This window comes from Paracoccus sulfuroxidans, assembly GCF_007830335.1.
Taxonomy (GTDB): domain Bacteria; phylum Pseudomonadota; class Alphaproteobacteria; order Rhodobacterales; family Rhodobacteraceae; genus Paracoccus; species Paracoccus sulfuroxidans.
In genome coordinates this window covers 117,259-131,778 of sequence record NZ_VLKU01000005.1, presented here as the reverse complement: position 1 = coordinate 131,778, position 14,520 = coordinate 117,259, and the positions used below count along the sequence as shown (strand labels likewise).

16 protein-coding genes are annotated in these 14,520 nt (G+C 64.9%); 6 read left to right on the top strand and 10 right to left on the bottom strand.

Annotation, left to right across the window (positions count from 1 at the left end; all coding sequences use genetic code 11):
• Nucleotides 1-50: 50 nt before the first annotated feature.
• The 4 genes from IQ24_RS09555 to IQ24_RS09540 form a co-directional block, all read right to left on the bottom strand.
• On the bottom strand, nt 51-839 hold the full coding sequence (locus IQ24_RS09555) for an inositol monophosphatase family protein (protein ID WP_145397726.1): 789 nt from the start codon (nt 837-839) through the stop codon (nt 51-53).
• Between the two features lie 105 nt (nt 840-944).
• A complete protein-coding gene (locus IQ24_RS09550) occupies nt 945-1,235 on the bottom strand; it encodes a putative quinol monooxygenase (RefSeq protein ID WP_145397725.1) in 291 nt (96 codons plus the stop codon).
• Between the two features lie 142 nt (nt 1,236-1,377).
• Nucleotides 1,378-1,665 (bottom strand): YjhX family toxin, encoded by a 288-nt coding sequence (locus IQ24_RS09545; RefSeq protein ID WP_199756535.1) that lies wholly within the window; start codon nt 1,663-1,665, stop codon nt 1,378-1,380.
• A gap of 214 nt (nt 1,666-1,879) precedes the next feature.
• Nucleotides 1,880-2,791: a LysR family transcriptional regulator gene (locus tag IQ24_RS09540; RefSeq protein ID WP_145397724.1), complete on the bottom strand. Its 912-nt coding sequence runs from the start codon at nt 2,789-2,791 to the stop codon at nt 1,880-1,882.
• A 92-nt stretch (nt 2,792-2,883) separates the two neighbouring features.
• Here IQ24_RS09540 and metF point away from each other — a divergent pair, with 92 nt between their 5' ends.
• A complete protein-coding gene (gene metF / locus IQ24_RS09535; RefSeq protein ID WP_145397723.1) occupies nt 2,884-3,747 on the top strand; it encodes a methylenetetrahydrofolate reductase [NAD(P)H] in 864 nt (287 codons plus the stop codon).
• 3 nt (nt 3,748-3,750) lie between these two features.
• Here the strand turns inward: metF and IQ24_RS09530 are convergent, their stop codons facing one another.
• Nucleotides 3,751-4,818: a DUF2235 domain-containing protein gene (locus tag IQ24_RS09530; protein WP_242008054.1), complete on the bottom strand. Its 1,068-nt coding sequence runs from the start codon at nt 4,816-4,818 to the stop codon at nt 3,751-3,753.
• Between the two features lie 48 nt (nt 4,819-4,866).
• A complete protein-coding gene (locus IQ24_RS09525; protein ID WP_145397722.1) occupies nt 4,867-6,024 on the bottom strand; it encodes a type III PLP-dependent enzyme in 1,158 nt (385 codons plus the stop codon).
• A 142-nt stretch (nt 6,025-6,166) separates the two neighbouring features.
• Between IQ24_RS09525 and IQ24_RS09520 the strand changes: the two genes are divergently transcribed.
• Nucleotides 6,167-6,598 carry an Lrp/AsnC family transcriptional regulator gene (locus IQ24_RS09520; protein WP_145397883.1) on the top strand — a complete coding sequence of 144 codons (432 nt, stop codon included), beginning with the start codon at nt 6,167-6,169 and terminating at the stop codon, nt 6,596-6,598.
• Here IQ24_RS09520 and rsmD read toward each other — a convergent pair.
• Both rsmD and IQ24_RS09510 read right to left on the bottom strand, forming a co-directional pair.
• On the bottom strand, nt 6,595-7,155 hold the full coding sequence (gene rsmD / locus IQ24_RS09515; protein WP_145397721.1) for a 16S rRNA (guanine(966)-N(2))-methyltransferase RsmD: 561 nt from the start codon (nt 7,153-7,155) through the stop codon (nt 6,595-6,597). The genes IQ24_RS09520 and rsmD overlap by 4 nt on opposite strands.
• The gene (locus IQ24_RS09510) at nt 7,152-8,351 is read right to left on the bottom strand and encodes an NAD(P)/FAD-dependent oxidoreductase (RefSeq protein ID WP_145397720.1); all 1,200 of its coding nucleotides are present in this window, start codon (nt 8,349-8,351) and stop codon (nt 7,152-7,154) included. Before IQ24_RS09510 ends, rsmD begins: the two co-directional genes overlap by 4 nt.
• A 76-nt stretch (nt 8,352-8,427) precedes the next feature.
• Here IQ24_RS09510 and IQ24_RS09505 point away from each other — a divergent pair, with 76 nt between their 5' ends.
• Nucleotides 8,428-8,913 (top strand): peroxiredoxin, encoded by a 486-nt coding sequence (locus tag IQ24_RS09505; RefSeq protein WP_145397719.1) that lies wholly within the window; start codon nt 8,428-8,430, stop codon nt 8,911-8,913.
• Here the strand turns inward: IQ24_RS09505 and IQ24_RS09500 are convergent.
• Nucleotides 8,808-9,581, bottom strand: coding sequence for a winged helix-turn-helix transcriptional regulator (locus tag IQ24_RS09500; protein WP_145397718.1), 774 nt, complete (start codon nt 9,579-9,581; stop codon nt 8,808-8,810). The two genes, IQ24_RS09505 and IQ24_RS09500, sit on opposite strands and share 106 nt — an antisense overlap.
• Before the next feature lie 87 nt (nt 9,582-9,668).
• Between IQ24_RS09500 and IQ24_RS09495 the strand changes: the two genes are divergently transcribed.
• Both IQ24_RS09495 and IQ24_RS09490 read left to right on the top strand, forming a co-directional pair.
• Nucleotides 9,669-10,040 carry a DUF1428 domain-containing protein gene (locus tag IQ24_RS09495; protein WP_145397717.1) on the top strand — a complete coding sequence of 124 codons (372 nt, stop codon included), beginning with the start codon at nt 9,669-9,671 and terminating at the stop codon, nt 10,038-10,040.
• On the top strand, nt 10,037-10,813 hold the full coding sequence (locus IQ24_RS09490; RefSeq protein ID WP_145397716.1) for a VOC family protein: 777 nt from the start codon (nt 10,037-10,039) through the stop codon (nt 10,811-10,813). Before IQ24_RS09495 ends, IQ24_RS09490 begins: the two co-directional genes overlap by 4 nt.
• Before the next feature lie 64 nt (nt 10,814-10,877).
• Here the strand turns inward: IQ24_RS09490 and IQ24_RS09485 are convergent, their stop codons facing one another.
• A complete protein-coding gene (locus IQ24_RS09485; RefSeq protein WP_242008052.1) occupies nt 10,878-11,243 on the bottom strand; it encodes a DUF805 domain-containing protein in 366 nt (121 codons plus the stop codon).
• A 140-nt stretch (nt 11,244-11,383) separates the two neighbouring features.
• Between IQ24_RS09485 and IQ24_RS09480 the strand changes: the two genes are divergently transcribed.
• A complete protein-coding gene (locus IQ24_RS09480) occupies nt 11,384-14,476 on the top strand; it encodes a valine--tRNA ligase (RefSeq protein WP_145397714.1) in 3,093 nt (1,030 codons plus the stop codon).
• The last annotated feature ends 44 nt before the right edge of the window (nt 14,477-14,520 follow it).

The window sequence follows — 14,520 nt, the reverse complement described above, 5'->3', positions numbered from 1 at the left end:
AATCGCCTGTGCGCCCGAAAGCGCGAAAGGTCAAGCCGCGACCGCCCCGCTTAGTGCGGAGAGCGGATCACCGTCGCGAATTCATCGAAAAGCAACGTGTTGCAGGCCAGGATCGAGCCTGATTCGATCACACTCTGCTCGGGGCGGATCGGTTCGACAAAGCCGCCCGCTTCCTTGACCAGCAGGATGCCAGCGGCCACGTCCCAGGGCTTCAGCCCGCGTTCCCAATAGCCGTCGTAGCGGCCCGAGGCGACATAGGCGAGGTCCAGCGAGGCCGCGCCCCAGCGGCGCACGCCCGCGGTCAGCGGCATCAGGCGGCTGAGGTCCTTGATGGTCGCGGGCAGGGTGCCGCGACCGGCGAAGGGAATGCCGGTGGCAAAGATCGACTCGATCATCTGGCGACGACCCGAGACGCGGATGCGGCGGTCGTTCAGGAAGGCGCCGTCGCCGCGTTCTGCGGTGTAAAGTTCATCCTTGGCGGCGTCGAAGACCACGGCGGCGACGATTTCGCCCTTGTGCTCCAGCGCGATCGAGACCGCCCAATGCGGCAGGCCGTGCAGGAAGTTGGTGGTGCCGTCCAGCGGATCGACGATCCAGCGGCGAGTGGGGTCCTCGCCTGCTTCCTCGCCGGTTTCCTCGCCCAGCCAGCCATAGTTCGGGCGCGCGCCGCGCAGGTCTTCCTTGATGATCCGCTCGGCCTCGCGGTCGGCGCGGCTGACGAAATCGCCCGCGCCCTTGACGCTGACCTGAAGGTTCTCGACCTCGCGGAAGTCCTTCACGAGGCTGCGGCCCGCCTTGCGCGCGGCCTTGATCATGATGTTGAGGTTGGCGCTGGCCATGGCTGTTCCTTTCGGGGATTGCCCAGCGTCATAGGCGCTTGCCCGCGAAAAGTGAAGCGGTACGCGGTGGAAGTTTGGAAGGGTGCCGCAGCGGGTTGTCGGGGCTCAGCCCGGGAATTCATCCATCAGGATGAAGGTGCCGTCCTGACGCTGATGGGCGTTGATCCGGGGCACAAGGCGACGGAAATGTTCGGTCGCGCAATGGGCGTCCAGCGCCGCCCTGTCGGGCCAGGTCTCGATGAAGATGAAATGCCCCGGGTCCTTCTGATCGACGAACAGATCATAGCTGAGGCACAGAGGCTCGGCCCGCGTCAGGCGCACGAGTTCGTCATAGAGAGGCCGGACGATTTCAACCGCCTCGGGCCGTATGAAATCCTGTGCGATCACCTTGAGCATGGGTTTTCCTTTGACGCCTGCGCGGGTCGGATATCATGGGCATCTGCCCGTCGGAAGGCAGGCGCCTGTCGTTTGACCGGCCACGCGGCATCGTCCGGCGCGAAAGCTCACGCCGGACGGCCCCTTGCCGCGCCAGAGGGATCTAGCGGCGACGGGCGATTTGCAGGGCTTCCACACCTTTGCGGGTGATGCGATAATCGCCGCCATCGCGCGACAGGATCATCTTCTTCCTGCGAAGCGTGCGGAACTCGGTTTCCCCGACCCCGTCCATAAACCAGCCCTCACGCGTGACAAAACTGACATCCAGAAGCGCGTTGCGCCCGTCTTTTTCAACGATGACCCTGCCGCCAAAGGACAGCATTTCGAGCGCTCTGCGCTCAATTTTCGAGATATTCATGATACAACCTATCGGCCGCCACGGCATGGCCATGGCGCGTTCAAACTTGCAGGGGTTCAGCCTGCGATGAAGTTTGAAGCCGGCCCCGGGTCACAAGCGGTGTGACGCGGGGCTTCAGACAGTATGAAAGCGGTTGTGTGTCATGGGCGGGCAGATAGGAAGGCGCCGCCCACGGGTCAAGCTGAGGGCCGGACGCGCGAGCGATGCGTGGGCGAAATACCACAGACAGCGAGGCCCGGTGGATGCGTCACCCTGCCCCCCGCATCAGCCGCACCGGTTCGGTCCGGGCGAGGCGGAGGAAATAGGACATGAAGGGCTGGGCCATGTCCTCGGTGCGGATCGCGGCATACATGCGGCGCACCATGCCGCGACGGGTCAGGGGCAGCAGTTTCAGTTCGGGGTTCGCGGCATGGGCGCGCAGCACCCAGTCGGGCATCACCGCCACCCCGCGCCCCGAGGCGACCAGCATCAGCGCGACCGCCGTCTGCTCGACCTGGCGCAGATGGGCGGGCTCGACCCCGGCAGGATCAAGGAACTGGGAAAAGACGTCCAGCCGCGCCCGCTCCATCGGATAGGTGATCAGCGTCTCGCCGGCCAGATCCTGCGGCTCGGCATAGCCCTTGGCGACCATCGGGTGGTCGGCGGGCACGACGATCGTGGGCGCATAATCGAAAAGCGGCAGGAAGGTGACCTCGGGCATTTCCTCGGGGTCCGACGAGATCACCACATCGACCTGCCCCCGCACCAGCGCGGGCAGCGCCTTCAGCGACAGGCTGGAGCGGATGTCCAGATCAACCTCGGGCCAGGCGCGGCGGAAACTGTCCATCACCGGCAGCAGCCAGTCGAAGCAATGGTGGCACTCCATCGCGACATGCAGACGACCGGCGCGGCCCAGCTCGACGGCGCGAAACTCGGCCTCGGCGGCGTCAATCAGGGGCAGCACCTGCTCGGCCGTGCGCAAGAGCCGCATCCCCGCCGCGGACAGGCGCAAGGGCTTGGTCTTGCGCAGGAAAAGCTGGACGCCGGTCTGTTCCTCCAGCGCCTTGATCTGATGCGAAAGCGCCGATTGCGTCAGGTTCAGCACCTCGGCCGCGCGGGCCAGGCCGCCCTGTTCATGGATCGCCCGCAGGCTGCGCAGGTGCCGGAGTTCCAGATGCATCTTGAGCGGTTCTCATGAAGATGTTGCGGATTATGAATTTGTCTCACTTCAGCTGGCATGGCACAAGCCCTGCAACAAAAGGATGATCTGCCATGACCACGCCCGCCGTCAGCTTCGAGTTCTTTCCGCCCCGGAATCTGGACCAGTCGTTCCGTCTGTGGGAAACCGCACGCGCCCTTGCGCCGCTGGGTCCGGACTTCGTCTCGGTCACTTACGGGGCCGGTGGCACGACGCGCCAGCTGACGCATGAGGCGGTGACGGCGCTGGCCTCGCATTGCGGGCTGAACGTGGCGGCGCACCTGACCTGCGTCGAGGCGACGCGGGCCGAGACCCTGCAGATCGTCCAGGATTACGCCGATGCCGGGATCACCGAGATCGTGGCCCTGCGCGGTGACGCCCCGCAGGCGCAGGCGAAATTCGCCCCGCATCCCGACGGGTTCGCCGATTCGGTCGAGCTGATCGCCGCCATCGCCGAGCGTGGCGACATGACCATCCGCTGCGGCGCCTACCCCGAGCCGCATCCGGACAGCCCCGACACCGCCGCCGATGTCGCCTGGCTGAAGCGCAAGTCGGACGCTGGCGCGACCAGCGCGATCACCCAGTTCTTCTTTGACGCCGACACCTTCTTCCGCTTCCGCGACAAATGCGCAGCGGCTGGTGTGCGCGCGCCGATCATCCCCGGCATCCTGCCGATCCAGGGCTGGGCCGGTGCCCGCCGCTTTGCCGAGCGTTGTGGCACCTCGGTTCCGCAATGGGCCGAGGAGGCCTTCGCCCAAGCGGGCAAGGAAGGCGAGGCGCGGCTGGCGCTGGATGTCTGCGTCAACCTGTGTGAGCAGTTGATCGCGGGTGGCGTCGACCGGCTGCATTTCTACACGCTGAACAAGCCCGAGCTGACGCTGCAGGTCTGCGGTCGTCTGGGCCTGCACCCGCAGAACGATATCGATCAGGCGGCCTAAGCGTTAACGCGGCAGGGCATCCTCATCGATGATCTGCCGTGGCGCTCGCCGGGGCCTGCGCCGCGGGGCCGCGCTTTCCAGTGCGCCGACCAGCAGTGCGGGGCCGGTATAGGGGATGGGCACGCTGTCGTGCAGCGCCTCGGACGGGTCCTCGCCTGCGATGCGCGGCGCGCGCGCCAGAAACGCCTTGCCCCAATGCCGCCATGAACCGACCGAGGGCGCGGTCGGATCGCAGGGGAAATGACGCTGCCAGCCGTCGGGCAGCTCAAGCCCATAGGACTGCGCCTTCGTCAGCATCCAGACCAGCGGAATATTCGCCAGCGGGCGGGCAAACTCCATCCCGTCCAGCTGGCCGCCGATGTCGGGATGGCAGCCGCGAAACCAAATCTGCTCGACCCGGCCAGCGGCGTTCTTGCTGTCCCAGAGGACCGGATAAAAGGCCGAGCGCGTCTCATCCAGCGCCAGCGCCTGCAGCCCGTGTTCGATATGAGGTCCAAGCTGTTCGTCATGGAAGCGAAAGCGCGGTGCGGTCAGCATCCACAGGAACGGCAGCCGCAACCCCAAGGCCTTCACCGTGTCGAAAGTGCCGATCATGCGAATGGGCACGGTGGCGTGGCAGTAGCGGTCGCGAAACTGCGCGCGGGTCTGTTCATCGGCGCGGCTGCGATACAGCTGCCATGCCATGCGCGCGTGCTTGTCGGTCATGCATTCGGGGCGCAGAAGGCCCACACGCTCGATCATTCCGGCCAGCGAACGGACGCCAAAGGCCCCGCGCGAATAGCCGAACATGAACAGCGGATCGCCCGGCTCCCAATGCCGGGCCAGCCAGTCATAGGCCTGGGCGATATGCGTCTCAAGCGCGCTGCCCATGGCAAGGCTGGGCAGGTGGCGCCATGCGTTCCACTGTTCCCCCGCCGAATAATGGATGCGCAGGCTGTGCGGGACCGGGCTGGGTCTGCTGCTGAGCAGCGTGTGAATTCGCGCAATCGAGGTGCGCTGGCCCCGCTCCAGCGAAGCCAGTGTCCCGTCCATCAGCACCACGAAGGTGTCAGTTTCCCGTATACTCGTCATACTCGTCACAATCGAAACTGGGCGCGACGCGACGGTGCGAGGGGCGGCTTAGAGGAGGCTCTTCACCGTCAGTTGCGCCATCTGGCCGAAGCCGTTGAAATGGGTGTTGGTGACCAGCGAATAGGCCCCCGCACCGTGGAAAATCACGTAGTCGCCTTCCTGGATATCGGCGGGCAGCGCCATTTCTCCGGGCAGGCGGTCAAGCGAATCGCAGGTCGGCCCGAAGATGGCGCGCGGCTGCGGTTCCTGCTCGCGCAGCGTGCCTTCGGGCGAAAACACCTGCAGCCGATCAAGATTGCCGATCTGCGGAAGCTCGGTCAGCGCACCGTAAACCCCGTCGTTGAGGAAGACATTCGCGCCGTCGCGCACCGCCTTGACCCGCGCGATCAGCGAGAACGCATCGGCGCAAAGGCCGCGCCCGGGCTCGCAGACAAGCGCGGGGGTGTCGGGGCCGAAGGCCTCTGCCGTGGTCTGGCCGATCCGGTCAAAGATCGCGGTCAGGTCGGGCTCGATCCCCCCCACGCGATGCGAGGGGAAGCCGCCGCCCACATTCAGCCGCCGCACCTTCACGCCCGCCGCCTCGCAGATCTCGGCGGCCATGCGGATATAGCTTTCCCATGCGGCGGGGTCGTTGCATTGCGTGCCGGGGTGGAAAGTCAGCGAGGGGATATAGCCACGCTCGGCGACCGCCCGCAGAAGCTCGGCCGCAAGCTCGGGCGAGGAGCCGAATTTCGAGCCGAAATCATAGGCGGCCCCCAGCACCGGCAGCTTGAAACGCGGCGAGATCTCGCAATCTTCGGCCGGAACGCGGGCGAAGAGCTTCTCCAGCTCGGACCGGCTGTCGACCGACCAGGCGCGAATCCCGGCCTCGACCGCATGGGCGATTTCCGCCTGCGCGCGGACGGGGTTGTGATAGTGCCGCGCGGCCGAGGGGGCGAGCCGCCCGATCAGGTCGATCTCATAGGGGGAGGCCACGTCAAAGCCCTTGATGCCCGCAGCCGTCAGCGTGCGGATCACCGCCTCATCCGGGTTCGACTTGACGGCATAGGTCACAAGGCCCGGAAATCCTTCGTGAAATCGTCGCGCGGCCGCTTGCAGAACGGTCGGCGCGAACACCATCACCGGGTTTTCGGGCGTCAGCGTCCGGATGATTTCAGCGGGGTTGTCCCAGATCGTCTTGGCCCAGCGGCCTTCGGTCAGTCCCATTGGCATTCCTTCCTGCACGCAGGTATTCCTGTACAGAACTATGCTGCGCCCAAGCTGTTCCGATTTCGCCAACGAAAAGGGTGGAACTGGCGGTGATTTTCGTTATTTTGACGCCTCGATTGGCAATATGACGATGGTGGTCATGGACGAGCTGGACCGTGGGATACTTGCCCACCTGGCGCAGGATGCACGGATGTCCGTGGCGGTACTTGCACGACGACTGAAGGTGGCACGATCGACGGTTCAGGCCCGGCTGGAACGGCTGGAGACCTCGGGCGCGATTGCCGGATATACCGTCCGGCTGGGTGAGGCGGCGCGGTCGAATCGCATTCGCGCCACCTGCCTGCTGGCGGTCGAGCCGCGCGCGCAGGTCGCGATTCTCAGCCGCCTGCGGACCTTCCCCGAGGTTGAGCGCATCCACACCACCAGCGGTCGGGTCGATCTGCTGCTGCAACTGGCCGCACCCTCGACCAGCGTGCTGGACGATGTGCTGGACCAGATCGGCAGCCTTAGCGGCGTGCGCTCAAGCGAAAGCCTGATTCACCTCTCGACCAAGCTGGACCGGGCCGTCTAGGCGGCGCGGAACAGGGTAATCAGGCTGTCGCCATAGCGCCGCTGATCGATCTGAGTCAGCCCGTCCGGGGGCAGGGGGGGCGAGCTTTCCTCCCACACCAGCATCGCACCGGGCGCAAACCAGCCGCCCGAGACCAGAGAGGCGGCGGCCTTTTCGCCCAGACCCATGCCATAGGGCGGGTCCATGAAGACAAGCCCATAGCCCGCGCCCCGATTCTCGCCCAGTTGTGTGGCGTCGCGCCGCCAGACATCGGTGGCGCCCATGGCGCGGCATTTCTCGATATTGGTGCGCAGCAGGGCGCGGGCCGCGACGCCGTCATCGACGAAGGCCACGCGCGCCGCACCGCGCGACAGAGCCTCAAGGCCCAGGGCCCCGGTCCCGGCAAACAGGTCCAGCACGCGCGCGCCGGGGATCGGATTGCCATGCGTGCCGTTGATCAGCAGGTTGAAGATCGATTCGCGCACCCGGTCGGTGGTCGGGCGCAGATGGGCGACCGCATCGCCCTCACCGACATCGGCCAGCTTCAACCCGCGCAGATTGCCGCCAATGATCCTCATTTCATCAACTCCTTGAGGTCGGTGGCGGTCTCGATGGCCTCGGGCGCGGGTGAGCGGCCGCTTTCGATCAGCCGCTTGCCGATCATATAGGCGCGGGCATCGTTCAGCGCGTCGATGGCCAAGAGGCGCGGGCCGCGGAAATACCAGACGCTGCCGCCGCTGTCGCTGTGGCGCTGGACGATGCTGTCGTAGTCGTGGTTCAGCCCGGCGATCTGCAGCTTGGCGTCGAACTGATCCGACCAGAACCAAGGCTTCGGGACATAGGGCTGGTTCGCACCCAGCATATTGGCCGCGACCGCCTCGGCCATATCGATGGCGTTGCCGACGCTTTCCAGCCGCATCCGGCCGAATTCGTCATGCGGAAAGCTGGCGCAATCGCCCGCCGCCCAGATCGCCGGGTCCGAGGTCCGGCCGAATTCATCGGTGGCGATGCCGTTGTCGAGTTCCAGCCCCGCCGCCTCGGCCAGTTCGGTCGCGGGTGTGATGCCGATGCCCACGATGACCGTATCCGCCGGAATATGCGTGCCATCGGCCAGCATCACGCCATCGGCGCGGTCGGTGCCAGTGATGCGGTCCAGTGCGCGGTTCTCGATCAGCTGGACGCCGTGGGACTGGTGCAGATCGCGGATCATCGCGGCGGTTTCCGAGGCGGCGACGCGGCCCAGAATGCGGGGCGCGGCCTCAATCAGCGTGACCTCGACCCCCAGCTTGCGGGCGACGGCTGCGGCCTCAAGGCCGATATAGCCGCCGCCGATCACCACCACGCGGCGACCGGGTGTGAGGTCAGGGGCCAGCGCGTCAATATCGGCCAGCGTGCGCACGACATGCACGCCGCGAAGCGCACCGCCCATGTCGGCGGGCAGGGCGCGGGGGGTCGATCCCAGCGTCAGGGCCAGCGCGTCATAAGGGATCTGGCCCTTGTCGGTTGTTACCCGCTTTGCGGCCCGGTCGATGCCCGTGGCCCGTTCACCCAGACGCAGCGTGATGTCATTTTCGGCCCACCAGGCGGGCGCGCGCAGGGTCAGCCGATCGACGCCCATGTCGCCCAGCAGATAGGCCTTCGACAGCGGCGGGCGCTGATAGGGCGCGACCGGCTCATCTCCGACAATCGTGATGGTCCCCGCATGCCCAAGCGCGCGAAGTTTCGCCGCCAGCGAGGCGGCGGCCTGACCCGCGCCAAGGATCACGATGTTCATGTTGCGGCCTCACTGGTTCACGTCTGGCGCGCACCCTATAGTCGCGCCCGAACTGTTGCAAACCACGGAGGACGATATGGCCATCTCGAAAGGTGACAAACTGCCCAAGGCGACCCTGCTGAAGCTGGGTGCCGAAGGGATCGAACAGGTGGATCTGGCCGAGGCCACCAAGGGCCGCGCCGCGATCTTTGCCGTGCCGGGCGCCTTCACGCCCACCTGCTCGAACGCGCATATGCCCAGCTTCGTGCGCTCGGCCGACCAGTTCCGTGCCAAGGGCATCGACCGGATCATCTGCGTCACGGTGAACGATCCCTTCGTCGCGACCGCATGGGCCAAGGATACCGGCGCGGATGGCGCGGGGATCGAGGTTCTGGCCGATGCCGATGGCAGCCTGACCAAGGCGCTCGGCATGGATTTCGACGCCCCGCCGGCGGGCCTGCTGGGCCGCTCGAAGCGTTATGCCATGCTGGTGCGCGGCGGCGTGGTCGAGGAGTTGGAGCTGGAAGAAAGCCCCGGTGCGTGCTCGGTCACCTCGGGCGATTCGCTGCTTGAAAAGGCCTGATCGGCCTTTGGGTTCGGCGTCAGGCTGAATAGATCCACGAATGCCTGCGCGGCGGCCATGTCGCCGTGCAGGACCACCAGACCCGAGGCGACCGCATCGGCCACCGACATCGGGCCATAGACGACCATCGCCATGTCATTGCCCGTCTGGGCGGACAGGGTGAAATCCGCCTCGATCTTCTTGCTGGCCGTGACGAGGGGCAGCCCGGTGTCCGACAGCGACACCTCGAACCCCTCACGCCCGATCACCATCCCCGCCCGCAGACCCCGCCCCGCCGCACGATCCTGCGCCACAGTCGCGCCAATCGAGATCATCAGGGCCGAGGCGCTGATGAACCGCATGTGGTCATGCCCCGGCATCAGAAGCGCCCAGCGGCACAGCTCGATCAGCACCGGCATCAGCATGCGGCCATTGTCGCTCAGCTGATAGATCCCGAAATCGCTGTCATGTTCGACGACGCCCACATCGACCAGCTGGCCCAGACGCTGGGTCAGCACACTGGCCGTCAGACCCGGCAGGCCCGCGCGAATCATCTGGAAGCGCTTGGGGGCGAACATCAGCTCACGCACGACCAACAGCGCCCATCTGTCCCCGACAAGATTAAGCGCATGGGCACCAAGGCACCCTTCATCATAGCGGAGTTTCTGCGGTTTCTGAGTGTCTGTCATAAAAACAAATTAACAGTTGCTTTTTAATACTTCAAGAGTCATCGTTCCAGCATCAGGGATCAAAGCTCCCGAGAAATGGAGGAGAGGATGACCTACTACTCTGGATTTGTTCTGGCTGTTCCGACCGCGAACAAGCAGAAATACATTGATCATGCGCAGAAGGCCTGGCCCTTTTTCGAACGCCGCGGCGCGATCCGCATGGTCGAAAACTGGGGCGTCGACGTGCCGCATGGCAAGGTGACGGATTTCTATCGCGCCTCGCAGGCCAAGGATGACGAAACCGTCCTGTTTTCATGGATCGAATGGCCGGATCGGGCGACGGCGGATGCCGCCTTCCAGAACATGATGGAAGACCCCGACATGCAGGCCATGAGCGAGATGCCCTTCGATGGCATGCGCATGATGTGGGGCGGGTTCGAGCCCATTGTTGATGTCTCGCAAAAGGAGGCTGTGGCATGAGCTATCACGGCAAACCGGTCTGGTTTGAATTGTCGACGCCCGCGGGCGGTGGCTTTGCCCGGGCTGAGGCCTTCTATGGCGGTCTGTTCGGCTGGACATTCCAGAACGCTGGCATGGAGGGTTTCGACTATCATCTGGCCTCAAGCGGGTCGGATATGGTCGCGGGCCTGATGGAGCTGGACACAGCCGAGCGTCCTCCCTCTTGGCTGATCTATATTGCCGCCGACGACACGGATGCGGCCACCGCCAAAACCAAGTCCAAGGGTGGCCAGGTCCTGATGGAGCCTGCCGACATTCCGGGCACCGGCCGGTTTGCCGTCCTGACCGATCCGCAGGGCGCGCCCTTTGGCGTCCTGCAACCCTCGCCGATGGATCCGCCTCCGCCCGAAGACTCGGGCGCGTGGAACCAGAAGAAGACCGGGCATGGCAACTGGATCGAGCTGATGTCGACCGATCCGGTCGCGGGGTTTTCCTTCTATTCCGACGTGTTCGGCTGGACCAAATCATCCGCCATCGACATGGGTGAGATGGGCACCTACCAGCTGTTCAACCATGACGGCGCCGATATCGGCGGCATGATGGGCCTGGGCAATGCGCCGGTTCCGTGCTGGCTGCCCTATTTCGGCGTCGATAGCGCCACCGATGCCATCGAGCGCATCAAGTCGCTGGGCGGCACCGTCATCCACGGGCCGACGGAAGTTCCCGGTCCGGCCTATATCGTCATCGCGCATGATCCGGACGGCGCGTATTTCGCGGTCGTCGGACCGAAGTAGGCACAGTGCCTTGACCTGTTCCTTGCGAGGCCGTCAGGGCATCGCAAGGGCAGGTTGGGGCATGTCACGCGGCCAGCGGTGCCGCATCACCCCCGATAGGGTCGGCGCCGTGGACATTGTGGCCGACATTGCTGGGTTGGCAGAACCAGATCAGCAGTATGATCCAGCCGACGATGGGGACGAACACCAAGAGCTGCCACCAGCCGCTGCGGCCGGTGTCATGCAGCCGCCTTGCGCTGACGGCCAAGGATGGCAGCAGGATGACCAGCGAGTAGAGATCGGCAATGCCCAGCTCGGCACCGCCCTGCGCAAAACCAAGCACGATGCCGACGATCACGTTGAACAGGGCGAACCACCAATATTCAGCGCGTCTTGCCCGCCCTGAAAAGGTCGCGAATTTGGAAAAGCAGGCGCCGACGGCCTCAAACATGTTCATGACAGACTCCCGAAGAACTTCCGGCAGTATTTCAGCGAGAGTTTAATAACCCGTTAATCGGTCCCGAACGCGTGCGCCTCTTGGACTCTGGGCGCTGTTTCGCTATCCCCGACGCAACAGATGGGGTGACCGCGATGGCCATGGAAAAGAATTTTGACGCGCAAGAAGCCGAAGGCCGGATCGCGCGTGAATGGGAAGCAACGAGTGCATTTGCCGCAGGCGCCAATGCCAAGCCGGGGGCCGAGAGCTTTTCGGTCGTTATTCCGCCGCCGAACGTCACGGGCAGCCTGCACATCGGTCACGCGCTGAACAACACGCTGCAGGACATTCTGGTGCGCTGGCACCGGATGCGCGGCTTCGACACGTTGTGGCAACCCGGTCAGGACCATGCCGGGATCGCGACCCAGATGGTGGTCGAACGCCAGATGGCCGAGCGTCAGGAACCCAATCGCCGCGAGATCGGGCGCGAGGCCTTCATCCAGAAGATCTGGGCCTGGAAGCGGGAATCCGGTGATACGATCATGAACCAGCTGAAGCGTCTGGGCGCCTCTTGCGACTGGTCGCGCAATGCCTTCACCATGTCGGGCGCGCCCGGTGCGCCTGCGGGCGAGGAGGGCAATTTCCACGAGGCCGTGCTGAAGGTCTTTGTCGACATGTATGACAAGGGCCTGATCTATCGCGGCAAGCGGCTGGTGAACTGGGACCCCCATTTCGAGACCGCGATCTCGGATCTGGAGGTCGAGAACCGCGAGGTTCCCGGCCATATGTGGCATTTCAAATACCCGCTGGCGGGCGGTGCCACCTATGAATATGTCGAGCGGGACGAGGACGGCAACGTCACCCTGCGCGAAACCCGTGACTATATCAGCATCGCCACCACTCGCCCCGAGACCATGCTGGGCGATGGCGCGGTTGCCGTGCACCCTGATGACGCGCGCTATGCCCCCATCGTCGGCAAGCTGGTCGAGATCCCGGTCGGTCCGAAGGCGCTGCGCCGCCTGATCCCGATCATCACCGATGAATATCCGGACCCCGATTTCGGCTCGGGCGCGGTGAAGATCACCGGCGCGCATGATTTCAACGACTATGGCGTCGCCATGCGCAACAACATCCCGCTTTATGCGCTGATGGATGGCAAGGGCGCGATGCGCGCCGACGGGCTTGCCTATGAGGAGAGCGCCGAGATCGCATCCCGTGCTGCCCGGGGCGAGGATGTGGGCGACGTCTCGAACGTGAACCTGGTCCCCGAGGATCTGCGCGGGCTTGATCGCTACGAGGCCCGCAAGGCGGTGATCGACCAGATCAACGCCGAGGGGCTGGCGGTCACCTATCTGCACAAGGAAATCGAGAAAGAGACCGGCGCCGAGCATCTGGAGCGTCGGCCTCTGGTCGATGCCAAACCGATCATGCAGCCATTTGGCGACCGTTCGGGCGTGGTGATCGAGCCGATGCTGACCGACCAGTGGTTCGTCGACACCGCGAAGATCGTGGGTCCGGCGCTGGATGCCGTGCGCGATGGCCGCACCAAGATCCTGCCCGAGCAGCATGAGAAGGTCTATTTCCACTGGCTGGAGAATATCGAGCCCTGGACCATCAGCCGCCAGCTGTGGTGGGGCCACCAGATCCCGGTCTGGTATGGCCTCGACATGCGTCTGGAAGGTCAGGTCGATGACGATGGTGACGGCGCGCTGGACGATGTCGAGATCTTTGCCCTGCTTGAGGAAGGGCTGGTCCATCGCGACGAGATCCATCGCAGCGCGGCGAATTTCCACGACGTCGCCGCGAAATTCCGCGATGCCATCGCCGATCTGCCGCAGCCGCTGGAGATTGCCCGCGTCATCGAGGTCGCCGACCGCGAGGCTGCTGTTGACGCCTTCGCGCAAGGTCTGGCCGATTACAACCTGACGCAGGACCCGACCAAGCTCGTCTATCCGGTCTGGCGCGACCCCGATGTGCTGGACACCTGGTTCAGCTCGGGTCTCTGGCCGATTGGCACCCTTGGCTGGCCCGAGGATACGGCCGAGCTGCGCAAATACTTCCCGACCTCGACCCTGATCACCGGCTTTGACATCATTTTCTTCTGGGTCGCCCGGATGATGATGATGCAGCTGGCCATTGTCGGCGACATCCCCTTCCGCGCGGTCTATGTTCACGGGCTGGTCCGGGACGAGAAGGGCGCGAAGATGTCGAAGTCGAAGGGCAATGTCATCGATCCGCTGGTGCTGATCGACGATTTCGGCGCCGACGCGCTGCGCTTTACCCTGACCGCCATGGCGGCCATGGGGCGCGACCCGAAGCTGGGGCCGAAGCATGTCGAAGCGAACCGCAACTTCGTCACCAAGATCTGGAACGCCTCGCGCTTTGCCGAGATGAATGGCGTGCGTGGCGGCGGTACCCTGCCCGAGCCGAAGAACGTCGTGAACCGCTGGATCATCGGCGAGGTCGCCCGCATCCGTCTGGCGACCGACGAGGCACTGGCGGCCTATCGCTTCAACGATGCAGCAGCCGGGCTTTACGCCTTCGTCTGGGGCAAGGTCTGCGACTGGTATGTCGAGCTGTCAAAGCCGCTGTTCGACGGTGAGTTCCGCGAGGAAACTCAGGCCACGATGGGCTGGGTTCTGGATCAGTGCTACACCATGCTGCATCCGATCATGCCCTTCGTCACCGAAGAGCTTTGGGCGCTGACTGGCGACCGCGCGGGCATGCTGGTGCATGGCGACTGGCCGGAATATGGCGCGGAGCTGATCGACGCCGAGGCGGACCGGCAGCTGAACTGGGTGATCTCGGTCATCGAGAACATCCGCTCGGCCCGGCAGCAGATCGGCGTGCCTGCGGGCGCGCGCCCCGATCTGATCGTGACCGAAGCCGATGCGTCAGCCCGCGCGGCGCTGGCTGCCAATGCGCCGCTGATCGAGCGTATGGCGCGGGTCAACGCGCCGGTCGATGGGCAGATGGGACGCGGGATGATCTCGGTCGCGGCCTATGGGGCGAGCTTTGCCCTGCCGGTTGGCGAGATGATCGATGTTGCGGCGGAAACCGCGCGGCTGGAGAAGGTCGTCGCCAAATCCGAGAAGGATGCGGGCGGGTTGTCGGGGCGTCTGTCGAACCCGAAATTCGTGGCCAATGCCGAACCCGAGGTCATCGAGGAGACGCGCGAGAAGCTGGCGGCGCTGGAGGATGACATCTCGCGGCTGAAGGCGGCGCTGGCGCAGTTGCGCGCGATGTAGGCGGGTTGCGCGGGCGGGGCGTCGGATGCGGCGTCCCGGCCGTA